The sequence below is a fragment of the Sorangium sp. So ce426 genome, from assembly GCF_051475585.1.
Taxonomy (GTDB): Bacteria; Myxococcota_A; Polyangia; order Polyangiales; family Polyangiaceae; genus Sorangium; species Sorangium cellulosum_B.
Genome location: NZ_CP150341.1, coordinates 10,913,616 through 10,936,932, shown reverse-complemented (window position 1 = coordinate 10,936,932; position 23,317 = coordinate 10,913,616). Strand labels below are relative to the sequence as shown.

At 71.0% G+C, this 23,317-nt stretch carries 17 protein-coding genes; 12 read left to right on the top strand and 5 right to left on the bottom strand.

The features are described 5' to 3' along the window. Positions 1 to 260 precede the first annotated feature (260 nt). Together WMF44_RS41035 and WMF44_RS41030 are read right to left on the bottom strand one after the other, a co-directional pair. Positions 261 to 1,988, bottom strand: a complete 1,728-nt coding sequence (locus tag WMF44_RS41035) for an acyl-CoA dehydrogenase family protein (protein ID WP_437295491.1) — start codon at positions 1,986 to 1,988, stop codon at positions 261 to 263. Positions 1,989 to 2,053: 65 nt separating this feature from the next. Further along, the gene (locus WMF44_RS41030) at positions 2,054 to 4,003 is read right to left on the bottom strand and encodes an HDIG domain-containing metalloprotein (RefSeq protein WP_437295490.1); all 1,950 of its coding nucleotides are present in this window, start codon (positions 4,001 to 4,003) and stop codon (positions 2,054 to 2,056) included. Between the two features lie 518 nt (positions 4,004 to 4,521). Between WMF44_RS41030 and folP the strand changes: the two genes are divergently transcribed. From folP to WMF44_RS41015, 3 genes are read left to right on the top strand one after another with little or no spacing between them, the layout of a single operon-like run. Then, a complete protein-coding gene (folP, locus tag WMF44_RS41025) occupies positions 4,522 to 5,460 on the top strand; it encodes a dihydropteroate synthase (RefSeq protein WP_437295489.1) in 939 nt (312 codons plus the stop codon). Then, the gene (gene cdaA, locus WMF44_RS41020; RefSeq protein ID WP_437295488.1) at positions 5,453 to 6,787 is read left to right on the top strand and encodes a diadenylate cyclase CdaA; all 1,335 of its coding nucleotides are present in this window, start codon (positions 5,453 to 5,455) and stop codon (positions 6,785 to 6,787) included. Before folP ends, cdaA begins: the two co-directional genes overlap by 8 nt. Then, complete coding sequence (locus tag WMF44_RS41015; protein ID WP_437295487.1) at positions 6,784 to 7,722, top strand: CdaR family protein; 939 nt, start codon at positions 6,784 to 6,786, stop codon at positions 7,720 to 7,722. The genes cdaA and WMF44_RS41015 overlap by 4 nt, the downstream gene beginning before the upstream one ends. A gap of 129 nt (positions 7,723 to 7,851) precedes the next feature. Here the strand turns inward: WMF44_RS41015 and WMF44_RS41010 are convergent, their stop codons facing one another. Further along, positions 7,852 to 8,337, bottom strand: coding sequence for a nitrate reductase associated protein (locus WMF44_RS41010; protein ID WP_437295486.1), 486 nt, complete (start codon positions 8,335 to 8,337; stop codon positions 7,852 to 7,854). Positions 8,338 to 8,467: 130 nt separating this feature from the next. Here WMF44_RS41010 and WMF44_RS41005 point away from each other — a divergent pair, with 130 nt between their 5' ends. Next, entirely contained in the window at positions 8,468 to 9,169 is a 702-nt protein-coding gene (locus WMF44_RS41005; RefSeq protein WP_437295485.1) for a hypothetical protein, read from the top strand. A 1,151-nt stretch (positions 9,170 to 10,320) separates the two neighbouring features. Beyond that, positions 10,321 to 11,793: a carbohydrate porin gene (locus tag WMF44_RS41000; RefSeq protein WP_437295484.1), complete on the top strand. Its 1,473-nt coding sequence runs from the start codon at positions 10,321 to 10,323 to the stop codon at positions 11,791 to 11,793. Positions 11,794 to 11,889: 96 nt separating this feature from the next. On the opposite strand, the gene WMF44_RS40995 is transcribed toward WMF44_RS41000, so the two are convergent. Next, entirely contained in the window at positions 11,890 to 12,675 is a 786-nt protein-coding gene (locus WMF44_RS40995; protein WP_437295483.1) for a UPF0158 family protein, read from the bottom strand. Positions 12,676 to 12,951: 276 nt separating this feature from the next. Further along, positions 12,952 to 14,463 (bottom strand): glycerol kinase GlpK, encoded by a 1,512-nt coding sequence (glpK, locus tag WMF44_RS40990; RefSeq protein ID WP_437295482.1) that lies wholly within the window; start codon positions 14,461 to 14,463, stop codon positions 12,952 to 12,954. 269 nt (positions 14,464 to 14,732) lie between these two features. Between glpK and WMF44_RS40985 the strand changes: the two genes are divergently transcribed. The 7 genes from WMF44_RS40985 (at position 14,733) to WMF44_RS40955 (ending at position 23,314) form a co-directional block, all read left to right on the top strand. After that, a complete protein-coding gene (locus WMF44_RS40985) occupies positions 14,733 to 16,616 on the top strand; it encodes an adenylate/guanylate cyclase domain-containing protein (RefSeq protein ID WP_437295481.1) in 1,884 nt (627 codons plus the stop codon). Positions 16,617 to 16,738: 122 nt separating this feature from the next. Beyond that, positions 16,739 to 17,692, top strand: a complete 954-nt coding sequence (locus WMF44_RS40980) for an acetyl-CoA carboxylase carboxyltransferase subunit alpha (protein ID WP_437295480.1) — start codon at positions 16,739 to 16,741, stop codon at positions 17,690 to 17,692. Positions 17,693 to 17,747: 55 nt separating this feature from the next. Next, positions 17,748 to 18,149 (top strand): hypothetical protein, encoded by a 402-nt coding sequence (locus WMF44_RS40975; protein ID WP_437295479.1) that lies wholly within the window; start codon positions 17,748 to 17,750, stop codon positions 18,147 to 18,149. Then, the gene (locus WMF44_RS40970; protein ID WP_437295478.1) at positions 18,146 to 19,162 is read left to right on the top strand and encodes a Gfo/Idh/MocA family protein; all 1,017 of its coding nucleotides are present in this window, start codon (positions 18,146 to 18,148) and stop codon (positions 19,160 to 19,162) included. The genes WMF44_RS40975 and WMF44_RS40970 overlap by 4 nt, the downstream gene beginning before the upstream one ends. Before the next feature lies 1 nt (position 19,163). After that, positions 19,164 to 19,745, top strand: a complete 582-nt coding sequence (locus WMF44_RS40965; protein ID WP_437295477.1) for a gamma-butyrobetaine hydroxylase-like domain-containing protein — start codon at positions 19,164 to 19,166, stop codon at positions 19,743 to 19,745. Next, on the top strand, positions 19,742 to 20,515 hold the full coding sequence (yihA, locus tag WMF44_RS40960; protein WP_437295476.1) for a ribosome biogenesis GTP-binding protein YihA/YsxC: 774 nt from the start codon (positions 19,742 to 19,744) through the stop codon (positions 20,513 to 20,515). Before WMF44_RS40965 ends, yihA begins: the two co-directional genes overlap by 4 nt. Before the next feature lie 207 nt (positions 20,516 to 20,722). Beyond that, positions 20,723 to 23,314, top strand: a complete 2,592-nt coding sequence (locus WMF44_RS40955) for an NADH-quinone oxidoreductase subunit L (RefSeq protein ID WP_437295475.1) — start codon at positions 20,723 to 20,725, stop codon at positions 23,312 to 23,314. The last annotated feature ends 3 nt before the right edge of the window (positions 23,315 to 23,317 follow it).

Sequence of the window (23,317 nt, the reverse complement as noted above, 5' to 3'; positions counted from 1 at the left end):
GGCTCCGCACCTGCCACCCAATGCTCTAGCCTGGGACAAGTGATCACCCGATTCCTGTCGAAGGGCCCACCCCCAATACTACGCCTGATCAAACTATAGAGCAATCCGTCCGGGCGGTGAGCTGAAAACGTCCCGAAACAGAGCGCAGCTCACAATGAATGAGCGTACCGCGCCGGAGCGCGCGTGGCGCGTGTGTGACTCGATGTCACTTGATGTGACTTGAGGTGAATCGATGTCCGTCGAGGTGCGGCAGCCTGCGATTACAGGATGTCGAAGGGGTAGGCGCGATCCGCATAAGCTCGCACCGCGATGGCCTTGCGCAGCTCGTCGTCGTTCTTCTGGAAGTCGGCGACGTGCTGCCTCAGCCGCTTCTGCGCCATGCCGGTGAACACGGTCGTGAGATCGATCTCCCGCCGCGCCCCGTCCTCCCCGCGCCGCTCGATGGCCCGGGTCGTGCGCGAGATGCACGCGGCCATGCAGTAGAGGTCGATGGCCATCTCCGCGATGCGGCGCTGCGCGTACTGCATCTCCGCGATCTCCCGCCCGTGCTTCCGGAGCATGTCCTCGCTGTGGGTGGCGAGCTCGGCGGTGCAGTCCTCGAAGATCACTGCCTCCCGGCTGAGCAGCGGGTGCGCCTTCGACATCCGCTCGCGCCCGAGCACCGAGCGCGCCTTGCGGAGCGCGAAATCGCTGAGCAGCCCGAAGCCCTTGATGGGCTCTCGCATCGCCTTCGCGACGTCCGCGAGCGCCTTGCCCGGGCCGCTCATCCCGGAGAGCGCCATGAAACAGCGCAGGATCTCGTTCGTCCCCTCGAAGATCATGTTGATCCGCGCGTCGCGCAGGTGCCGCTCGTAGGGGTACTCCTCCATGTAGCCGATGCCGGCCGCGATCTGGAGCGTCTCGTTGACCACGAACCACAGGGTCTCGCTCCCCATGACCTTGCAGATCGCGCTCTCGATCGAGAAGTCGGGGACCTTGGCGTCGACGAGGCTCGCCGTCAGGTACGTGATGGACTCGAGCGCGTACGTGTGCGCCAGCATCGTCGCGATCTTGTCCTTGATGAGCCCGAAGTCGCCGATGCTCCGGCCGAACGCGCGCCGCTCCTGGACCCGGTCGAGCGCCATCCGGATCAGCGTGTTGCACGCGCCCACGCACCCCGCCGAGAGCCCGAGGCGCCCGTTGTTGAGCACCTCGACGGCGACCTTGAAGCCCTTGCCGACCTCGCCCAGCACGTTCTCGCGCGGGACCTTCACGTCGTCGAAGAAGAGCTCCGTCGTCGACGAGCCGCGGATCCCGAGCTTCTGCTCGTTCGGCCCGCTCTTCACGCCCATGCTCCGCTCCACGATGAAGGCGGTGAGCTTCGGCTTCTTGCCCTCCTCGAGCGCCGAGGTCCGGGCGAACACCGTGAAGACGTCGGCGAAGCCGCCGTTCGTGATCCAGATCTTCGACCCGTTCAGGGTGTAGTACGAGCCGTCGGCCGACAGCTCGGCGCGCGTCCTGATCGCCGCGGCGTCGGAGCCGGCGCCCGGCTCCGTCAGGGCGAAGGCCGCCATCCACTCGCCGGTCGCGAGCTTCGGGAGATAGCGCTGCCTCTGCTCCTCCGTCCCGAAGAGCTGGATCGCCTTGAAGCCGATCGACTGGTGCGCGCCGAGCGTGACGGCGATCGACGCGTCGAGCCCGCCGATCTCCTGCATCACGCGCGTATACGCCATGTTGCTGAGGTTGACGCCGCCGTGCTCGGAAGGGATCTGCAGGCCCATCAGGCCGAGCCTCTTCATCTCGGCCAGGACGCCCGGATCGATGGCGTGCTCCCGGTCGATCCGGCCGCTGTCGACGCTCGACGCGAAGAACCGCCGCACGCTGTCGAGCATCATCGACGTCGTCTCCCGGTCCTCGGCGGGCATCTCCGGATACGGGAAGATGATGTCCTCGGCGATGATGCCGTGGAAGAGGGCCTTCATGAAGCTCTGCTCGATCGTGGGAGGCATCGGACCGTCCTTTCCTGGAGCAGGCCGCTCGGCCTCCGCGGGAGCGCGCGGCGCGCCCGGCCTGCTCAGTGCGTCTTCCTGGGCGTTCGCACGGACTCCGCTGGGCTCTCGTCCTTCACGGGCCCTCCGGCTTCGCTCACGACGACGGGCAGGGCCGCGCCCCGCGCGCTCGAGGAGGGCGGCGGGACGGCGCCCCGGGGGCTCGCGGGGGGCGGCGGGGCGGCGCCCCGGGTGCTCGCGGGGGGCGGCGGGGCAGCGCCCCTGACGCTCGAGGAGGGCGGCGGGGCGGCGCTCCCGTCCCGACCCGGCGCGCTGGACGCGGGGACGGGCGTGGGCGTGCCGGGGCGCGTGGGGTGCGGCGTGACCGTCGGCGGCGCAGGCGTGTGCCCGGCGCGATCGCTCTCGCGCTGCCACGGGTACTTGATGCGCCCGTGGTACATGTTGACCAGCGTCGACGCCATCCGGCTCGTCATGATGCGCAGGTCCTCGATCGTCAGCCCGGATTGATCGAGCTGGCCAGACGCGAGCTTCGAGAACATCACCCGCTGGATCATCTCCTCGAACTTCTTGTGCTCGGGCGGCCAGATGGTCCGCGACGCCGCCTCGATGGAGTCGACGAGCATCAGGATGGCCGTCTCCTTCGTCTGCGGCTTCATGCCGGGATAGCGGAAGTGCTCCTGCGTCAGGTCCTTCGGGTTCCCGTGCTCGACGCACTTGTGCCAGAAATACTCGACGACCTGCGTGCCGTGGTGGGTGTACGCGAACTCGACCACCGGCTCGGGGATGTTGCCCTCGCGCAGGATCTTCGTGCCCATCACGACGTGCGCCATGATCGCGTCGGCGCTCACGTCCGGATCGAGCTCCTCGTGCGGCGATCGCTCGCCGTGCGCGAGGTTCTCGATGAAGTACTTGGGCTGCACCGTCTTGCCGAGGTCGTGGTAGTAGGCGCCCACGCGCGTCAGCAGCGCGTCGGCGCCGATCGCCGCGGCCGAGGCCTCGGCGAGGTTCGCCATCGCGCGCGCGTGCTCCCAGCTGCCCGGCGCCTCCGCCGCCATCTTCTTGAGCAGCGGCTGCTCCAGGTCGGTGAGGTCGAGCAGCTTGTCGCGGGGCACGTGCCCCATCGCCCGCTCGGCCGGCTCCCTCAGGCTCCGACCGAGCACGCCGACGAGCAGCCCCCCGCCGATGCAGGCGAGCACGTTGGAGCCGAGCCAGCGCTTCAGATCGGCGCCGAGATCGATGCTCCCCTCGAACAGCACGGTCAGCGCGATGAACCCGATCGCGCCGGCAATGCCCGCCAGGCTGCCCGCGACGAGCAGCTGCCGCGAGCCCTTGCGCTTGAAGAAGAACATCGTCGCGGCGATGCCGCGCACGAGCAGCACCGACAGGAGCACGACGTCGAACCGGAGCAGCGACGACGCGATGAACGCGACCCCGACCTCGACGAGGAACGCGGTCCGCCGATCGAACGCGATCGCCACCCAGAGCGGGAGCGCCGCGACCGGCATCCAGAACTCGGGCAGCGCCGTGAAGAGCAGGAGGAGCTTCGCGACGATGAGCGAGCCCGTCATCAGGACGAACATGCCCACCTGCGTGCGGAGCAGCCGCACCCGGTTCTGCCCGAAGCGACGCAGGTAGACCGTCAGCATCAGGCAGACGATGAGGTAGATGGCGTACAGGCTCGCGATGCGCGCGCCGAGCCCGGGCCGCCGCATCCGCCGCACCGTCTCGTACGCCATCGCGGCGTCGTGATCCTCGTTGTGCTCCGAGAGCACCGTGCCGCGCGGCACGATCACGCGCCTGTGCTCGTACGAAAGCGTGAAGCTCCCGTCGTGCGTGTCGCGCACGATCCGCGGACCGTACGGGACGCGCAGCGTCACGGGCGCAGGCATGCCCATCTCGGGGCTGAGCGCCGGGATGAAGAGCTCGCCCACGCCGAGCACGGCGAAGCACGCCGCGAAGAGGGCGCTCAAGACGAAGCCGGCGAGGGGACCTGCCCGGATACGCGTGCGCAGCATGGAACCGCTCGGTCTCGTCCGCTGGTGCAGCCTGAGAAACGGTTGACGGGGCACGCTCGCGCGTGTCCCCGCCTCCACCGGACGACCGCGAGGGGCCGCCGATGTCAATGTGTAGGCGGGACCCTAGCAAAGAAGCAAGGCCGAGTCAGCGGCGCGCGGAGCGTGGGGGGGCCTCGGCGCCGCGCGCGGCGGACTCGGCCTTGCTTTCCCTCGCTTCCCCTCGCTTCCCCTCGCCTGAGGGCCTCCGTTCTCTGCGCACCCTCCGTTCCCTCCGCGCCGTTTCTTCCCCATGGTCCGCGCTGCGTCCCCGCCCGAGCGGGGAGCGGCCGCCGGGAAGCCGGCGCCCGAAGAATGTGGGCGCCGGTGCGCCGTCCAACGCCGGCGCGCGCCCGCCGGCCCAGCCGGCGGTTGGCAGAGCGCGACGCGCCGGACCCCCTCGCGATGTTCCAATTGCTCCTGGAAAACATCGGTTCGAGCAGACAATTGCCGTTCGGCGCAAAAGTTGCTACCCACAGGAAATGTCCCCGCTGCGCATGCTGCTCGAACGCCGCAGGAGCGTGGTGATCATGGGGGTCCTGAACCGCACGCCGGACTCGTTCTCCGACGGCGGTCGCTTTGCGGATGAAGATACGGCTCTCGCGCAGATCGATGCGATGCTCTCCGAGGGGGCAGACATGATCGACATCGGCGCGGAGTCGACGCGGCCGGGCGCGCGGCCCGTGCCGGATGACGAGCAGATCGCGCGCATCGGCGGGAGCGTGCGCGACGCGGTGAAGAGGGGAGCGGTGGTCTCCATCGACACGACCTCCCCCGCCGTCGCGGCGCGCGCGCTCGACGATGGCGCGGCCGTGGTCAACTCGATCTCGCTCGACAGCGCGGCAGAGCTCGGCGCGCTCTGCGCTCAACGCGGGGCGTCGCTCGTGCTCATGCACAGCCGCGGCCCGATGTCGGCGATGGCCGGCTTCTCCGCGTACCCCGACGAGGCCTACAACGACGTCGTGGCCGACGTGGCCCGCGAGTGGTCGAGCGCCGCCGCGCGGGCGCTCGAGGCAGGCTTGCCGGACGGCGAGCTCGTCCTCGATCCGGGCCTCGGCTTCGCGAAGAACGCGCGGCAGTCGCTCGAGCTGTGCGCCAGGCTGCACGAGCTCTGCGCCCTCGGCTTCCCCGTGCTCGTCGGGCCGAGCCGCAAGTCGTTCCTTGCGCGCGCCGCGGCCTCGGAGGCCGCGGGGCCAGGCGGCGGCGGGGAAGCGCCGCTCGCGCCGCCCCCGGACCGCCTCGGCGGCACCGTCGCCGCCGTGATCGCGTGCGCGGCGCGCGGCGCCGCGGCCGTCCGTGTCCACGACGTCCGCCCCGTGCGCCAGGCCCTCGACGTGATGCGCGCGATCGAGCGCGCGGGCGCCGGCGACCGCCGGCGCCCGGACGGCCCCGTCGCCCAGGGGGCGCGCGGCGATGGTTGAAGGGTTCCTCCGCCTCTTCTCGGTGAGGCCGGCGACGCAGGTCATCCGGGACTTCTTCGACATCTTCATCGTCGCCTACGTCGTCTATCGCGCGCTCCTCGTGCTGCGCGGCACCCGCGCGATGCAGATGGGCCTCGGGCTCGGCATCGTCTTCCTCATCTATCTCGGGGCGAAGGTCTTCGGCCTGACCACGCTCCTCAACCTCCTCTCCTGGCTCCTCTCCTCGATCATCCTCATCGTGGTCGTCGTCTTCCAGAACGACATCCGCCGCGCCCTCATCCGCGTGGGCGGCAGCAACTGGTTCACGAGCGGACGCGAGCAGCAGTCGCGCGTCATCGACGAGGTGGTGGCCGCCGCGACCGAGCTCGCCCGCCACCGCATGGGCGCGATCATCGCCTTCGAGCAGGACGCCAACGTGCTGGAGTTCGTGAAGAGCGAGGGGATCCACATCGACTCGGTCGTCACCCGGGAGCTGCTCGTCTCGCTGTTCGTCCCCGAGTCGGTGAACAAGCTGCACGACGGCGCGGTGCTGATCCGCGATCTCAAGATCGCGCGCGCCGGCGTCTTCTTCCCGATGCCGGAGACCAAGATCCTCGACGCCAGCCTCGGCTCCCGCCACCGCGCCGCGCTCGGGATCACCGAGGAGACCGACGCCGTCGTCGTCGTCGTCAGCGAGGAGCGCGGCACGATCAGCTTCTGCTTCAGCGGCAACATCGTCTCGAACCTCGACGGCCAGTCGCTGCGACACGCGCTGCTCGGGCTCTTCGGCCGCTCGTCGCGCAGGCGGCGCTTCGCCAAGAGGGTCGCCCAGGTCGGCCGCGCGAGCCTCCCCACGCCGACGCGCGGCCCCGCCGTGGGCGCGACGCAAGGCGCCGGGCAGGCCCACGAGCCCGGCAAGCCCGCCGCCGCGAAGCCCGCGCCGAGCGAGGCCAAGCCCGCAACGCCGGTCCCGAAGACGTCCTCGATGATCAAGGCGGCCGTGGACCCCGACGCGCGGCCGATGGCGCGGATGTCGACGTCCACGCCGATGCGCTCGGGCGCCGATACGCGCACCGCGACGGGATCCAGCGCCGATACGCGCACCGCGACGGGATCCAGCGCCGACCTGCGCGCCGCGGGCGGGGGCGGCGCCGGGGGGACGGCCGCGCCGCAGGACGCGGATCGCCCGTCCGAGCGCGGCCGGCCGGCCATGGTCGACGCCCCCGCGGCGGCCGCGACCGACTCCCCCGTCCCGTCGCAGCGCACCTTCGTCCCGACCGGGCAGGTCGCGGCGACCGCCGCATCCAAGGGGAGCGCGGAGGGGATGCCCCCGCGAGATGAGCCATGACGCTTGCCGGCATCCGCGAGGCGCTCCGCTCGGCGCTGCTCGACAACCTCGGCCTCAAGCTGCTCTCGATCACCTTCGCGCTGTGCCTCTACGCCTTCATCCACGGCGCGGAGAACGCGCAGCGCACGCTGATGCTCAGCGTCGTCTGGATCCTCCCGCCCGAGTCGAGCAACCGGCAGCTCATGACCCAGATCCCGAACGAGGTGGCGGTCACGGTGCGCGGCTCCCGGACGCAGCTCGACGACCTGCGCGCCGACAGCCTCGGGACGCTGCGGCTCGATCTCCGCAACGGCACGGTGACGCACATCGATCTCGACGCGTCGATGTTCCACGTGCCGGCCGGGCTGATGGTCGAGCAGATGTACCCGTCGACGATCGAGCTCGGCTGGGACGACGTCGTCACCCGGGCCATCCCGGTGCACGTCCCCCGCACCGGGGACGTCGCGCAGGGGTTCCTCGTGAAGGGGATGGTCTCGGTCGAGCCGCCGATGGTCAGCGCCCGCGGCCCGCGCTCGGTCGTCGACGTGATGCAGCTCGCGCGCACGGCGCCGTTCGACGTCAGCGGGCTCACGGAGGGCACCTACCAGCGGCAGCTGGCGCTCGATCGGCCGCCGAAGCTCGTGACGTACAGCTTCGAGAGCGTGATGGCGACGCTCGAGATCGGGCGCGAGCTCGCCACGCGGACGTTCGAGCGCAAGGTCGAGGTGATCGGCATCCCGCGCGCGACGGTCGCGCCGGCCGTGGTGCAGGTGAGGATCACGGGGACGCCGGAGGACGTGGGCGCCGTCAACGCCGACGCGATCGTGGCGCGCGTTGAGCCCAAGGCGGCGAGCCTCGATCTGAGCCAGCCGGGCAGCGACTTCCTCGACGTGCTCGTCGACGTTCCGCGCGTCACCGCGGAGGTCAACCCGTCGAAGGTCATGGTGAAGTGGTGAGCGCGGCGCGCTGACGCTCCGCCGCCGGACGTCAGCGCGAGGGGACCACGAGCTCGCCCCGCGCGAGCCGCGCGGACAGCGCGCTCCCCAGCGCCTTCGTCGCGCCCGAGATCCTCGCCGCGGCCTGGCTCACGGCGAGCGCGTTGCGCCGGCGTCCCGGGACAGCCCGAGCTCGCCGAGCAGCGCGCGCAGCTTCTCGGGCCCGCGCTTCGGATCGGCGAGCTTGACGATGGCGTAGCGCTCCTCCTCGGTCAGCTCCGCCAGGCGGCCGAGCGCGCCCTCGTCGAGCGCGCCGTCCGGGCCGAGCCGCTCGCGCAGCCGCGCGCTGACGCTGTCCCGATCCCAGGCCGCGCGGCGCACCGGCGCGCCCGCGAGGGGGGCGAGGGCGACCCCGGCGCGCTCCGCGAAGCCGCGGAGCACCTCGGCGTAGACGGCGACGTCCTCGTCGGTGTCGGCCGGCAGGTGACACAGGGCGAGCCGCTCCGCGCGCGACAGCGCCTGCCACCCTGCGAGAGAGATCTTGATCTCGGCGAGGTCCAGCTTCCGCCGCACCGAGAGCGGCACACAGTCGAGCGAGGTGTGGACCTCGCCCTCGAGCGCGAACTGCCTGTACATGGTGGCGCCATTCTATACCCGCCGCCCGCGCGCCGGACGCTCCGCGAACCGACGCTCCGCGAACCGACGCTCCGTGAGCGCGGCGCTGCCCGGAATGGGATGCGCGGCGCGGTTGCGCTAGCCTGCCGATGTGCGCCGCTCCGGGCTCCTCACGACGCTGCTCGCGTCGCTCGCGCTCGCGTCGCTGACGCCGAGCGCCCACGGCCAGGCCGCGCCGTCGGCGGCGGCGCCGGTGCCGCTCGACCGCGTCGTCGTGCGCTGGCATGCGCCGGAGACGGGCGGCGTGCGCCGGCCTCAGTTCATCTTCGAGCGGGAGCTCGCCTTCGAGGCCCGCCTCGAGGCGCTCGCCGATCCCGACGCGGAGCCCGGGCTGTACCGGGACAGGCATGTCCGCGCCGCGCTCGACAGGCACATCGCGGAGACGCTGCTCGCCAGCCTGCCGATCTCGCCGGCGCCGACCTCGACGGAGGTGGCGCAGCGGGCCGAGGCCGCCCGGATCGCGCTGGAGCAGCGCGCTCGCGGCCGCGCGCGCCTCCTCGCCGCGGCGGCCGCCGAGGGGATGAGCTCCGACGAGCTCGACGCGCTGCTGCGCCGCCAGGCGCGCGCGAGCTTGTACCTGGATCGCATGGTCGCGCCCATGCTCGAGCCCACCGATTTCGAGCTCAAGATCGTCCTGCGCTCCGGCGCCACGCCGTTCAAGGATCAACGCTACGAGGAGGTCGCCCCGGCGTTGAAGCGCTGGTATGTCGGGCAGCGGCTCGCCCAGGCGCTCGACGCGTACTACCAGAACGCGCGGGCCCGGGTCTCCTTGAGCATCACGCCCGCTCGCTGAGCCGCGCCGAGCGACCGGCCAGCGGCGCGCCACGTCGAGCTGCACGCCTGGGCGGCAGGAGAGCAGAAGTCCATCGAACGGGTCGATTCCACCTCTCGACAGCGAAGGACAGCGCCAGACATCGTGAAGAGGGCTCACGAGCCGTTGTTCATGCAGAGGATGGAGGCCTCTCGTTCAACGACTCAGGCGTTCGGCGCGGCGAGCCGGCGGCATCGCGGCGCGCGCCGCGACCGCGCCCGGAGGCTCGCCAGGCACCAGCCGGCCTCGCCGAAGCAGATGGGATGTCTCGGGGCGACAGCGCAACGCCCTTCCTGGACAAGAACATGTCCACCCACGCTGCACTGCAATCGAGACTGACCCGCTCTGGATCTGCGCCGCTCGTTGCGCCGCTGCAACGCGATGCGTTATCCTGTCGACCAAGGGCGATCTGCCTGCGCGGCCTGTGCTCCGCGGCATGGTCCTGCGCGCGCGCGCAGGATCCGCGCGCTGGCGCGGCGCGTTCGGCGCGCCGGCGAGCGTCAATGACGCTCAGCGGGGCCGACGGCTCGCCCTGGGTTCAACCCAGGAGAGAGACGAGCACCGCGGCGACGCCCCGGCCGGGTGTCGACATGAAAAGCCAGGTTCGAGGTCCCGAAACACGCGGCACACCGCCGCGCGCGGCGGCGCCATCGCGGTGCGAAACCGCAGCTGGCCGGGGCTCGCCAATGCAGCCTTCCTGTCCGTGCCACGTGCGCGGCGCGCACCAAGTAACGCACCAGGGGCACCCGTGAATTCTTCTGGCAACACTTCAGGCAGCGCGAGAGCCAGCGCGAGCCTGTTTTTGGTGCGTTGCATCATTTCAGGCCCCCGTTCCTGGCTCGAGGAAGCGCGCGGGTCCTGCTTAATCAAGTGATTTCGATTACTTAATAATAACGCGCCGCAGAAGATGACAAACTGCCGAAGGGTGTTCGGAGACCTTTGACATGAACAGAACGTTCCTGTTAACTGTGCCCCCCGCGGGCCCCGCATGTGTGGCAGCGGGTGGCTCTTTCCTACAGAGTCAACTTAGATTCTCTTGACAGGCCACTTCCTCTGCCGCGCTTGGCCATCTGGCCGAATCACCTCCCATCACCCCAAGCACACTCCCAGAGAATGGATAGGAGCGTCGTTCGATGACATCACTTATGAGAGACAGGTCGTCGGTCCCCAGCAAGCGAATCGCGGGTCGGCGCGCCGCTGTCCGAGCCCTCGGGCTGCTTTCCGTCTCCGCCCTTTGCCTCACGGCGGCGCCGCGGTCGGCTCACGCGGTGGGGAGCGAGAACTTTGAGTGGCACTGGTACTCACGCCTCGGCATGGCGTGGTCCCCGACCCTCGGGCAGAACATCCAGGGCGCGTCCCTGAACCTGCTCGGGTTCGGCATCGGCGGCCGCTACGAAGAGGGCGATTACTCCGAGCCGTCGTTCGTCGCGCACGTGGTGAAGGGCGCGACGCCGGATGACTTCTACGTCAAGTCCGAGATGACCTTCGCCATCTGGAACCAGTACGGCGGGCCGTTCATGCAGCCGGCCTCGAACGGTGGCCAGTCGATCACGGTGCAGTTCAACCAGGCGTACATCGAGGCCGGCAACTTCCTCGTCCCGGGCCTCAGCGTCTGGGGCGGCGCGAAGTTCTTCCGCGAGCAGTACGCGCCCATCGGCGACTACTTCTACCTCGACGACCTCAGCGGCCAGGGCGGCGGTATCAAGTACGGCGGCCTGCAGCTCGCGATCCTCGGGTATCGGAATTTCGGGGTGGAGGGGACCCCCGGCGCCCTGCCGCCCTTCTACAACTTCGCCACCGGGACCGATCGCTTCCGCACCATCTTCGCCGGTAACTACAAGGCGGAGTTTGGCGGCGAGGCCAAGCACCACGTCAAGGTCCACGGCGAGTTCCACGTCCTGCCGGCCGCGAAGCGGGGCGAGGGGATCGCGGTCCCCGAGCCCTTCGGGAAGGCGGACTTCGGCGGCGTCATCGGCGCGAAGGTCCACCTCGGCCTCGGCCAGGGCAACTTCAGCGACACGGCGGTGCGCTTCGGCACCGGCATCGCCAACGGCGCCGCCGGCGGCGCGAAGACGTACCAGACCTGGGGCGCCCCGAACTCGGACGGCACCTTCTCGGGCTCGTTCGGCATCGAGGCGGTCGAGCACCTCGGCTTCCGGCTCGGCGACGCCGCCGCCCTGGAAGGCCTCGCCACCTTCCACTACACGAAGGCGGCGTACGAGGCGGAGGGCGCCGCTCCCCCCACGTCGGCCGAGAAGCAGATGGACTTCTCGGTCCAGGCGAACGCCACGATCTTCGCGCACAAGAACTTCCACCCCGTCGTCGAGGCCTCGTTCCAGGGACGGAAGGACGGCGAAGGCGACATGGGCACCGCGGTCAAGGTCTCGGTCGTTCCGACCCTCGTGCCGACGGGCGAGCTGAGCGCTGGCGCGCGTCCGCACTTCAAGCTCATCTACTCGCTCGCCATCTACAACGAGGCGGCGAAGAATCAGGTGATGTCCGGCTACCTGGCGAGGACTGGCGCTGGGCAGCCGCTCCCCAACGGGGAGACCACCGGGTCGACCATCGGCCAGTACATCGGCGCCCGCACCGACTGGTACTTCTAGACCGCTCGGCGCTCGAAGCCGCCGCTCCCTTCCGTTCCCTCACCCACCCTCAGGCCAGCGCCCCGGCGCCGCGATCGCGGCGCCGGCGGCGCGCCCTCACGCCGTGTCGCTGCGCGACTCGCTCGCGATCTCCTGCGAAGCAGGCCCGGCGTCGTCGTCCACCGGCCCCTGGGCCTCGTGGTAGTGGTGCGCGAACGAGCGCGCCGCGCGGCGCGCCTTCAGGAACTCCGCGAACGCCGTCAGCGTGTCGAGATCCCGCGGACCGAGCGCCTCGGCGATGTCGCGGAGGTTCTTGCGCAGGCTCTCCACGCTCTTGCCGCGGCGGGGCTCTCGCGTCTCCTCGCGCTCGCGCGCCGGCGGCTCCACCGCAGGGGCCGCCGGGACGACCGGCTCCGGACGAGACGGCACCTCCGGCACCCAGAGCGGGCGAGGGACCGGGTTCAGCGCGTGGGCGCTGAGCCACGCCTCCATGAAGATCCGCAGCCGCTCGCTACGGAACGCGAACCAGCGCTCCCGCTCCGGACCGTAGGACATCAAAACATCCTTGAAGCGACGGAACGCGCCCTTGCCATCGATCGCCTGGCTGAGCTTCGCCTGGAGATCCATGTCTTCCACCATCGGGATGTAGCGCTCCATCCACCGGTACTGCTCGCGCGAGCTCACGGGATCGATCCGGAGGTAGTTCGCGTCTGCCGCGATGCGCGCGTGCATCTGCGGATCCGCCACGCCGTCGACCACCCGCAGCACGTCGCCCGTGCCGAGGTGCAGGTACGAGTGCACCTCTGGGGCGTTGTTCTCGAAGGCGTCCTCCAGCGCCTCCCAGTCGATCGGGATGTCGCGAACGGCCGTCCCGCCGGCTGAAGCATTCTCGGTAGTCGGCATGTCCTCCTCGTCTCCATCGAAAGCAGCGAGGCGGCGGTGGGCTGGCCGCGCGCCTCGGTTCAAGTGCACCAAGTTTGAACGGAAATGCGCCGTCGTCATAGCACTCTACGCTGGTTGGGGGCTTCTGGGCCTAACTCTCGCAACCTAGGGTTGATTCCTTGATCCGGAAGCCCGTTCGGCCGCCGAGCCGCGGCGCGATGACGGCTCGGGAGAGAGCTTCGGAAGACCTGGTTCAAGCGGAAAACAGCGTGGAAATTCAGGGGAATCGGCGAGTGCTCAGCTGCGCTTCGAGCGCGCGCGGGCGACGGCGTCGGCCCAGCGGTGGAGGTGGGCGGATCGAGCCGCTTCGCTCATCTCGACCTGGAAGCTCTGCCCCACACGGGACATCCGGGCCGCGTCCTCCTTCGTGAGGAAGAGGCCGGCGCCTACCCCGGCGAGCATTGCCGCGCCTCGCGCCGTCGTCTCCAGGTCGGTGGGGCGCTCGATAGCGACGTTCGCCACGTCCGCCTGGAACTGCATGAGCAGGTCGTTCGCGGCGGCGCCGCCGTCCACGCGCATCCGGCGCAGCGGGTGGCCCAGGTCGTCGGCCATGGCCCGCACGAGATCCGTCACGGAGAGCGCGATTCCCTCGAGCGTCGCGCGGGCGAGGTGCGCCGCGGTCGTGCCGCGCGTCACCCCGGAGATGATCCCGCGAGCGTCCGGATCCCAGTAGGGCGCGCCGAGGCCCGAGAGCGCCGGGACGAACGTGACGCCCTCGCTCGAGGGCACGCTGCGGGCGAGCGCCTCGATCTCCGCCGCGCTCTTGATGAGGCCCAGGCCGTCGCGGAGCCACTGCACCGCCGCGCCGGCGATAAAGGCGCTTCCCTCGAGCGCAAAGACCACCTCGGGGCCGATCTTCCACCCGACGGAGGTGAGCAGGCCGAAGCGGCTCCTGAGCGGGCGATCGCCGATGTTGGCCAGCGCGAACGCGCCGGTGCCATAGGTGCACTTCGCGTCGCCCGCCGCGAAGCAGGCCTGGCCGAAGAGGGCCGCCTGCTGGTCGCCCGCGATGCCGGCGATCGGGATGCCGTCGGGCAGGTGCGGGAAGCCGCGAGTCGCCGCGATGCGGCCCGCCGAGCCGACGATCTGCGGCAAGAGCGGGCGCGGGATCTGGAGCATCGCGAGCATCGCGTCGTCCCAGCTCAGCGACGCGAGGCCCATGAGCAGGGTGCGCGACGCGTTGGTGACGTCGGTCGCGTGCACCGGCGAGCCGCCGGCCGCGTCGCCCGAGAGCCGCCAGACGAGGAAGCTGTCGATGGTGCCGAAGCAGAGCTCGCCACGCTCGGCGCGCGCGCGCGCGCCGGGCACGTTGTCGAGGAGCCACGCGAGCTTGGTGCCGCTGAAGTACGGATCGAGCACGAGGCCGGTGGTCTGCTCGACCGCCTGCTCGTGGCCCGCGGCGCGGAGCTCGGCGCAGCGCGCTGCCGTGCGGCGGTCCTGCCACACGATCGCGCGGTGGATGGGGCGCCCGGTCGCGCGCTCCCAGACGAGCGTCGTCTCGCGCTGGTTCGTGATGCCGATGGCCTTGATCGCGCTGCCGGCCACGCCCGCGGCCCTGAGCGTCTCGCCCACGGCGTCCTGAACGCTCTGCCAGATCTCCTCCGGGTCGTGCTCGACGAGGCCCGGCTCCGGGAAGTGCTGGCGAAATTCGCGCGTCGCGCGGCCCAGCGTCGCGCCCGACGTGTCCATGAGGAGAGACGTCGTTCCGGTGGTGCCCTGATCGATCGCGAGGAGGTACGCGGAATCCATGCGGCCGACTAACGCGGCGGCATGTGGGCGCATAGCCGTTCCAGGCGACGCCTCCATGAGATGCAGGGCCCGGTAAGCTAATCATCCGGTCAGGTATCCATGCGACAGCCGACGACAGCCGCCCCGGGCGGTCGAGCTTGGCGCAGGTGCCTCCAGCGGGGCGAGGGCGCATTTTGCGCGGTCCGGCACGGTCGCTCCCCGCGGCCGGCGCTGGACTTCGGCCGGAAAGATTGTCGGTCCGTGCCCGGCTGGGTAATCTGCCAGAACCGATGGCCCGCCTCATCCTGCAGACCGCCGAGGGCCAGCAGGCGATCGATCTGCGACCCGTGAACTCGCTGGGGCGCCACCCGAACAACTCCATCCAGCTGCTCGACAAGATCGTCTCCAAGGAGCACTGCATCATCGAGCAGCGGGGCGATCACTTCGTCCTGCGCGATCTGGGGAGCCTGAACGGCACGTTCATCAACAGCGAGCGTGTCCGGGGCGAAGCGCCGCTGAAGCACGGGGACGAGATCGCCCTGGGGTCCACGCGTGGCCGCTTCGATGATCCGGCCGCCCCGGTGGCGCCGCCCCTCGTCCCGGGCTGGCCGCCCGTGGTCAACCACCAGGGCGCGGCGCCGGCGCAGCCGCCGGGCCACGGGTACCCGCCGCAGCAGCCGCAGTACCAGCGCCAGCCGCCGCAGCCGCCGCTCCCGGGCACGCCGGTGGCGCCGCCGGTGACGCGGCAGCCGTACGTGCCGCCGCCGCCGCTGGGCGCCGGGCCGGGCGGGACCGCGCCGCTGCCGGGGCGCTCGGGGGCGCACGGCGGCTCGTTCGTCGCGCAGGGCACCCGCATCGACGTGAACGATCAGGCCCGGCAGATCGGGACGCAGATCGCCGCGGTCGACAAGGGGTTCTTGGCGTTCGATCGGATCGCCAACGACATGAACCAGCTGCGCGCCGACTACGAGCGGCTGCGCCTGTCGCACGAGCTGTCCCGCGAGATCGCCGCCGAGCGCGACACGACGAAGCTGCTCGAGAAGATCCTCACGAGCGTGTTCAAGTTCATCCGCGCCGACCGCGGGGTGATCTTCCTGCGCAACGAGAACGGCGAGCTCACCCCGCAGGCCATGCAGCGGCGCGACGGGACGACGGCCCCGATCAGCGTGTCGTCGACGATCCTGAACCACGTCGTCCACGAGCGGGCCGCGGTGCTGACCCACGACGCGGCGATGGACTTCGCGGCGTCCAAGGGCAAGAGCATGATCCTGAACAGGATCAGCTCGGCGATCGTCGCCCCGCTGCAGCACAACAGCGAGGTGCTCGGCGTGCTCTGGCTCGACTCGGAGACGCTCGCGCAGTTCCAGCCCAAGGACCTCGAGCTGGTGACGGCCATCGCCTACCAGGCGGCGATGTTCATCGAGATCAACATCCTCGGGAAGAAGATCGAGAACGAGATCGTCACGCGCGAGCAGCTGCGCCGGCTGCTCTCGCCGAACATCGCCGAGCGCGTGCTGAGCGGCCAGCTCGCCGTGAAGCAGGGCGGCCAGCACGTCGAGGAGTGCACCGTCTTCAACAGCGACATCCGCGGCTTCACGCGCATGGCCGAGAGCAAGCGGCCCGAGGAGCTCGTCGAGATGCTGAACCTGTACTTCGAGCGGATGGTCGACACCATCTTCCAGTTCGAAGGCACGCTCGACAAGTTCATGGGCGACGGGATCATGGCGCTCTGGGGCGCGCCGGTCGCCCACCGGGACGATGCGGTCCGCAGCGTGGAGTGCGCCCTGAAGATGGGCGAGGTGCTCGGCGAGTTCAACCGCGAGCGGCTCGAGAAGGGCGAGCTGCCGCTCGCGGTCGGCATCGGGATCCACACCGGCCCGCTCGTCGCCGGGTACATCGGGAGCTCGAAGGCGCTCAGCTACACGGTGATCGGCGACGTGGCGAACACGTCGGCGCGGCTCTGCTCCATCGCGCTGGCCGGACAGATCGTCATCAGCGAGAGCACGTACGCGCAGCTCGGGGGGAGGTTCGAGACCGAGGAGCTCCAGCCCGCCAAGGTGAAGGGCAAGGACAAGCCGGTCACGATCTACAACGTCATCCGGAGCCGGCCGATGTCGCAGGTCCCGGCGAACGCCTTCATCCACGCCGAGCCGACCAACGCCCTCCCCGAATGACCGAGGTGACGCGTCGCCTCGGCCGATCGGCCGGAGCGTGCGCGCGCGTCATCCGGTGGACGATGCAGCGCGGCAGCACAGCGCCGTAGCCGTCCGCCCGCTGCAGCGTTAGGGTCCGGGCCGTGGCTGCTTCGATCCTACCCTTTGAGAAACCTGTCGCAGAGCTCATCGAGAAGGTGCGGGAGCTGCGCGCGCTCGCCGCGGCGGACCCGCGGTTCGAGCCGGAGCTCGCCCAGCTCGAGGACAACACGGGCCGGCTGGCGCGCGAGATCTTCGCGGGCCTCACGCCGATGCAGAAGGTGCTGCTCTCGCGCCACGCGAACCGGCCGTACACGCTCGATTACATCAAGCGGCTGTTCACCGACTGGGTCGAGCTGAAGGGCGATCGACGCTTCGCCGACGACTGCTCCATCGTGGGCGGGCTCGCGACGTACCACGGGCGGAGCGTGGTGGTGGTGGGCCACCAGAAGGGGCGCGGCGCGAAGGAGAACGTGAAGCGCAACTTCGGGATGCCGCACCCGGAGGGCTACCGGAAGGCCATCCGGCTCTACGAGATGGCCGACAGGTTCGGGCTGCCGATCCTGACGTTCATCGACACGATGGGCGCCTACCCGGGCATCGGCGCCGAGGAGCGCGGCCAGAGCGAGGCGATCGGCGCCGCGCTCGCCGCGATGGCGCGGGTCGGGGTGCCGATCGTGGCGACCGTCATCGGCGAGGGGGGCTCGGGCGGCGCGCTGGCGCTCGGGGTCGCCAACCGGGTGCTGGTGCTCGAGTTCAGCTGCTACTCGGTCATCTCGCCGGAGGGCTGCGCGGCCATCCTCTGGAAGGACGGCTCCCGCGCCGACGAGGCCGCGGCCCGGCTCAAGATCACAGCGCCCGATCTGCTGCAGCTCGGCGTCGTGGACACGATCGTCGAGGAGCCGACGGGCGGCGCGCACCAGGATCACGACGACGCCGCGGCGCGCCTCGACAAGGCGCTCTGGGCGACGCTCTCGTCGATGGACGGGCTCGGACCGGAGGAGCTCGTCGACGATCGGTACCGCAGGTTCCGCGGGCTCGGGTCGTTCGTGGGTTAGGCGGCGCGCCGCCCCGGCTGGCTCTCCTCGAGCGCCGGGGCTATACGGCTCGCGGATGGACTACGGCAAGGCGGTGCGGATGCTGCTGCTCGTGGGCACCAGCGCCGCCGCCGGCGGCGCGGTCCTCTGGACACAATCGAGGTTCAACGCCTCGGACCGCAGGGCGGCGCTCGGCATCGTGCAGCAGTACCGCCCCGAGGGCGGCCGGAGCGTGCCGGAGGCGATCGGCGCGCGGCACCCGGGGAAGGCGCCCGCCTGGAGCGCCACCACCGAGTCGGCCTGCCTCCAGCACGTCCGCGTGCGCGCGACGATCGAGGGCGAAGCGCGCGCGCGGTACGACTTCCTCGTCGACATCAACGGGCCCTCGATCCACCCGGGCAACGCCGAGGGCGAGGCGATCCTCGGCGAGCTCACGCTCCGGCCGGCCGAGTCCGCCGCGGCGCCGGGGGCGCCGTGAGCGCCGCGAGCGTCCGGGTTGCGCTGGTGGGCTGCGGGCGGTGGGGGGAGAAGCTCCTCCGCGCGCTGTCGGAGAACGCGCGGGCGCGCGTGGTCGCCGTGGCGGACGTCGACCGCGGCCGCCTCTCGCGGGCGCGCGCGCTCGCCCCGCGGGCGCGGCTCGTGCGCACGATCGACGAGGCGCTGGCCGCGCGCGTGGACGCGGTGATCATCGCGACCCCCGCGGCGAGCCACGCCGAGCTCGCGCTGCGGGCCCTCGAGGCCGGCGCCGACGTCTTCGTGGAGAAGCCGCTGGCCCTCTCCGCCGCGCAGGCCGATCGCTGCGCTTCCCGCGCCGCGGCGCTCGGCCGGATCGGCATGGTCGGCCACCTGCTCCGCTACCACCCCTCCGTGGTGCGCCTCGTCGCGCTCGCGCGCGAGCGGCGCCTCGGCGATCTCGTGAGCTTCAGCGCGGCGCGCCTGTCGATGAGCGCCGGCGCCGCCGGCGCCGGCGGGGCCCGGTCGGCGCTCTGGACGCTCGGGCCGCACGATCTCTCGTTGCTCTCGGCGCTCGACGCGAGCCCGCTCGCCGAGGCGCGGGCCCACCTCGCGCCGTGCGGCGAGCTCGTCACGCTCGAGGCGCGCCTCGAGAGCGGCCTCGCGGCGCGGATCGAGCTCTGCTCGTCGAGCCCGGCCAAGGAGCGGCAGCTGCGGCTCGTCGGCAGCGCGGGCGTCGCGGTCTTCGACGACGTGCGCGCGCCCGACCGCATCGTGTTCCTGGACGCGCGCGGCGCCGCGGCGGGCGCGCCGGCCGGCGAGCGCGCCGCGCACCTCGAGCTCGCGCCGGCCGGCCGCGAGCTCGAGGTGCCGTGGCGCGAGCCGCTCTCCGTGGAGATCGAGCACTTCCTCCGCTGCGTCGAGGACCGCGCGCCGCCGCTGACGCCGCTCGACGAGGGCGCCGCGGTCGTGCGGATCCTCGAGCGCGTCGAGGCGACGCTCGCCCCCGTCGATGCGCGGGTGGTCGCCGCAGGGTGACGTGCGCAACGTGCGTGACGTGCGCAACGCGCGCAACGTGCGCAGCCGCGGCCCGCTCCCGCTCCGGCTGGCCCGAGGCGCCGCGGAGGGCGCGGAGAGCGCCGGCGCGGTCGAGCCCGCGGGAGCCCTGGAAACCCCGGAGACACCGCGGGATCCGAGAAAAGCGGAGCGGCGCGCGGCCGACGCGCCGCGGCGCTTTGCAGCGCCGGATCGGCGTGGTACTGCCGTCGGCTGGAAGGGCACGATGCCGCAGGATCCGAAGCTGACTCCCACTCAGGTCAAGGCGCCGCACGGCGCGCGGGTGATGGAGATCCACTGGGCCGACGGCCACCGCAGCGTCCTTCCGCACGAGATCCTGCGCGGGTACTGCCCGTGCGCGAACTGCCAGGGGCATGGCGGCACGATCAACTTCGTGCCCGGCGGCGACCTGAACGTCCGCGAGATCGAGCAGGTCGGCAACTACGCGCTCCAGTTCACGTGGGGCGATCGGCACGACTCGGGCATCTACACCTTCCGGTACCTGCGCTCGCTCTGCCAGTGCGACGAGTGCAAGCCGCAGTTCCAGCCGCCCCGCTCGAAGTGACCACCTCCCGCCGCGCCCCCAAGCCTCAAGCTGCTCCGCCGGCGCGCGCCGAGCGGCAGCTCGATCCGTTCCAGATCGTCGACTCGTCCTTCGTCGCCGGCGCGGGCTCGCTCGCGTCGCTCCCTCCGCCCGTCAGCGCGGAGGTGGCGTTCGCCGGGCGCTCGAACGTCGGCAAGTCGAGCCTCATCAACACGCTCGTCGAGCGCAAAGGGCTCGTCCGGACGAGCTCGAACCCCGGCTCGACGCGGCAGATCAACCTCTACGAGGCGCGGGCCCGCGACGGCGCGGTGTTCCAGCTCGTGGATCTGCCGGGGTACGGCTTCACCCGGCGCTCGAAGTCCGAGCAAGCGGCGTGGGCGTCGCTGATCGAGGGGTACCTGCGCGGGCGCGTCACGCTCGCCGCGGTGCTGCTCCTGGTCGATGCGCGGCGGGGCCTCGAGGAGGACGATCTCGAGCTCATCCGCTTCATCGAGGCGTCCCGCGACGCCGCGCGACGGCCTGTGGAGCTCTTGCTCGTCGCGACGAAGGTCGACAAGGTGCAGCGCTCGTCGGTCCGGCGCGCGCTGGACCAGCTGTCCGCGGCGGCCCCGCGCGCTCCGGCAGCGCGCGGCGGTCTCCGCCGCGCGATCGGGTTCTCGTCGATCACGGGCGAGGGCCGGCGGGATCTGTGGCTCGCGATCCGGCGCGTGACGCAGCTCGGCGGCGCGGCGCCGTCATCGAGCGGCGGCGCCGCGCGCGAGGACGATGACCAGCGGACGACCGACGGCTGACCTCGCAGAGGTGCGAGATGCGCGCAGGAACAGCGCGTCTCGCCGTGGAACAGGGCCGATGGAAGTATTGACCCGCCCTGTGACCCTCCATTAACGTGCGGCTCCTCCGGTTCCGCGGGGGAGTCACCAGAGCCGACTGACACGTCGCGGGGTGGTTGCAGAGCAAGACGCGCGTGCCGGCCCACGTTCTCACCGGCTGCCCCAACGATGCCCGACTACTCCGGCCAGGTCACGCACGTCCACACGGCGCTGACGCCACTCTGGTGGATTCCGCTCCTGCCGATGCTCGGCGCGGTGATCAACGCGCTGTTCGGCCGCGCGTTGCAGCGGAGCGCGTTCGGTCGGGGCGTGTCGAGGCGGCTCCACATCGGGAGCTTCGGCGTCACGCTCGTCGCCGTGGGCGCCATGCTGGGCGCCTTCGCCCTCGGGCTCGCGAGCTTCGTCCAGCTCGTCGGGCTCGCTCCGGGGGAACGCGCGCTCTACAGCTTCGCCTGGCAGATGATCCGCATCGGATCGCTCGACGCGAACTTCGCGTTCGTGATGGATCCGCTGAGCTGCCTCATGACGCTGATCATCACCGGCGTCGGCACGCTCATCCATGTTTACGCCGCCTCGTACATGGAGGCCGAGCCGGCGTACTGGCGATTCTTCACCTACCTGAACCTCTTCGTCTTCTCGATGTTGCTCCTCGTCCTCGGGGACAACTTCATCGTGATGTTCTTCGGCTGGGAGGGCGTCGGCCTCTGCAGCTATCTGCTCATCGGGTTCTGGTACAGCGACTACAAGAAGGCCTCTGCCGGCATGAAGGCCTTCGTCGTGAACCGGATCGGCGACTGGGGCTTCGTGTGCGGCCTCGCGCTCCTCTTCTGGGGTCTCGGCGCCAGGTGGCTCGACGACGGCCGGTTCCTCTCCGATTACCGCGCGCGCTTCATCGCGGTGGCCGCGGAGGCGCGCGGCGATCACGGCGCCTCCGCCGGGGCGAAGGACGGCGCCGGCGGCAAGGCGGGCGAGCGCAGGGCGCAGCCGCTCGCCGGGGCGAAGGGATACCTCACCTTCACCGGTCACCCCGGCGCGCGCGTGTACCTCGGTATCGCCGACGCCGCTCAGCTCGCCTCGGGCCCGCGGCCGTTCGGCGTGTCCCCCTTCATCCGCAAGGAGATCGACGCCGGGGCGCACTCCGTGGTGATCGTGCCGGGAGACGGCGCCGTGATCGCGGGCGACGGCGTCGAGATCGCCGCGATCGAGCGGATGCGCGTCGAGCCGGGCAAGGAGATCGTGGTGGCGACCGTGGGCTCGACGGTCACGTTCCGCGAGATCCACGATCAGCTCGTGATCAAGGACGCGAGCGGCAAGGCGTTCCTCAAGGATGCCCTCGAGTCGAAGACGGTGTGGGGCGGCGTCGCGCTGATCACGCTGGCTTGCCTCTTCCTCTTCGTCGGCGCCGCCGGCAAGAGCGCCCAGATCCCGCTCCACGTGTGGCTGCCGGACGCGATGGCCGGCCCGACCCCCGTCTCCGCGCTGATCCACGCGGCCACCATGGTCACGGCCGGCGTTTACATGATCGCGCGCCTCAGCTTCCTGTTCTCGCTGAGCCCGGTCGCGGGCGGCGTCATCGCGCTGATCGGGGCCTCGACGGCGCTCCTCGCGGCCTCGATCGGCTTCTTCCAGTACGACATCAAGAAGGTGCTGGCCTACAGCACGGTGAGCCAGCTCGGCTTCATGTTCATCGGGGTCGGCGTCGGGGCGTACTGGGCCGCCGTGTTCCACCTGATGACGCACGCCTTCTTCAAGGCGTGCCTGTTCCTCGGCTCCGGCTCGGTGATCCACGGGATGCACGCGGTGGAGCACGACGAGGCCGCGGCCCAGGACATGCGCAACATGGGCGGCCTCCGCCGCGTCATGCCGCTCACGGCGCGGACCTACCAGGCGGCGTGCCTCGCCATCACCGCCGCGCCCATCCCGTTCTTCGCGGGCTTCTGGTCCAAGGACGAGATCCTCTGGAAGGCGTTCGGCACCGAGAACACCGGCCCGATCCCGGGGCTGCTCGTCTACGGGATGGGCCTCGCGGCGGCGCTCGGCACCTCGTTTTACATGTGGCGGAGCTACTTCCTGACGTTCGAGGGGCCCCACGCCCGCAAGGAGATCGAGACCCAGGTCCACGAGTCGCCGCCGGCGATCACCTGGGTGCTCGCGGTGCTGGCGGTCCTGTCGGCGGGCGCGGGCGTCGTGTTCGGCTTCTCCAGCCACTTCGTCGGCGGCCACGGCGAGCCCCTGCTCGAGGCGTGGCTCCATCCGGTGTTCGCTCACGCCGACGTCTCGTTCCGGCGCCACGGGCTGGGGCTCGAGCTCGCGCTCATGGCGCTCTCCGTCGGCGGCGCGATCGTCGCCTTCTCGCGCGCGCGCGCCCGCTACGGCGCGCGTCGCTCCCCGCGCTGGGCCGAGGAGGAGCGGCGGCTCCCGGGCTTCCAGCTGCTCTCGAACAAGTACTACGTCGACGAGATCTACGACGCGACGGTGGTGCGCGCCGCCCTCTCGCTGCGCCTCTTCTTCGCCGAGATGGACCGCTGGATCGTCGACGGCATCGTCAACGGGATCGCGGTCCTGGCCCGGGCCGCCGCCTGGGTCACGGGCGCCATCGATCGGTACCTCGTCGACGGCGTCGTGAACCTCGTCGCCGAGGGCACGCTGAGCGCCGGGGCGAGGCTCCGCTCTCTGCAGACCGGGCGCATCCAGAGCTACGTCTACTTCCTCCTGGGCGGCGTCGCCTTGTTCAGCATCGTTCATTACTTCCTGCGGTGAACG

What these genes read in the sequence shown, in the direction of transcription:
- cdaA (WP_437295488.1), top strand. Translation starts at nt 5,453, where the DNA reads ATGGTTGAAGGGTTCCTCCGCCTCTTCTCGGTGAGGCCGGCGACGCAG.
- folP (WP_437295489.1), top strand. Translation starts at nt 4,522, where the DNA reads ATGTCCCCGCTGCGCATGCTGCTCGAACGCCGCAGGAGCGTGGTGATC.
- WMF44_RS40995 (WP_437295483.1), bottom strand. Translation starts at nt 12,675, where the DNA reads ATGCCGACTACCGAGAATGCTTCAGCCGGCGGGACGGCCGTTCGCGAC.
- WMF44_RS41035 (WP_437295491.1), bottom strand. Translation starts at nt 1,988, where the DNA reads ATGCCTCCCACGATCGAGCAGAGCTTCATGAAGGCCCTCTTCCACGGC.
- WMF44_RS41015 (WP_437295487.1), top strand. Translation starts at nt 6,784, where the DNA reads ATGACGCTTGCCGGCATCCGCGAGGCGCTCCGCTCGGCGCTGCTCGAC.
- WMF44_RS41030 (WP_437295490.1), bottom strand. Translation starts at nt 4,003, where the DNA reads ATGCTGCGCACGCGTATCCGGGCAGGTCCCCTCGCCGGCTTCGTCTTG.
- WMF44_RS40955 (WP_437295475.1), top strand. Translation starts at nt 20,723, where the DNA reads ATGCCCGACTACTCCGGCCAGGTCACGCACGTCCACACGGCGCTGACG.
- WMF44_RS41010 (WP_437295486.1), bottom strand. Translation starts at nt 8,337, where the DNA reads ATGTACAGGCAGTTCGCGCTCGAGGGCGAGGTCCACACCTCGCTCGAC.
- WMF44_RS40985 (WP_437295481.1), top strand. Translation starts at nt 14,733, where the DNA reads ATGGCCCGCCTCATCCTGCAGACCGCCGAGGGCCAGCAGGCGATCGAT.
- WMF44_RS41000 (WP_437295484.1), top strand. Translation starts at nt 10,321, where the DNA reads ATGACATCACTTATGAGAGACAGGTCGTCGGTCCCCAGCAAGCGAATC.
- glpK (WP_437295482.1), bottom strand. Translation starts at nt 14,463, where the DNA reads ATGGATTCCGCGTACCTCCTCGCGATCGATCAGGGCACCACCGGAACG.
- WMF44_RS40975 (WP_437295479.1), top strand. Translation starts at nt 17,748, where the DNA reads ATGGACTACGGCAAGGCGGTGCGGATGCTGCTGCTCGTGGGCACCAGC.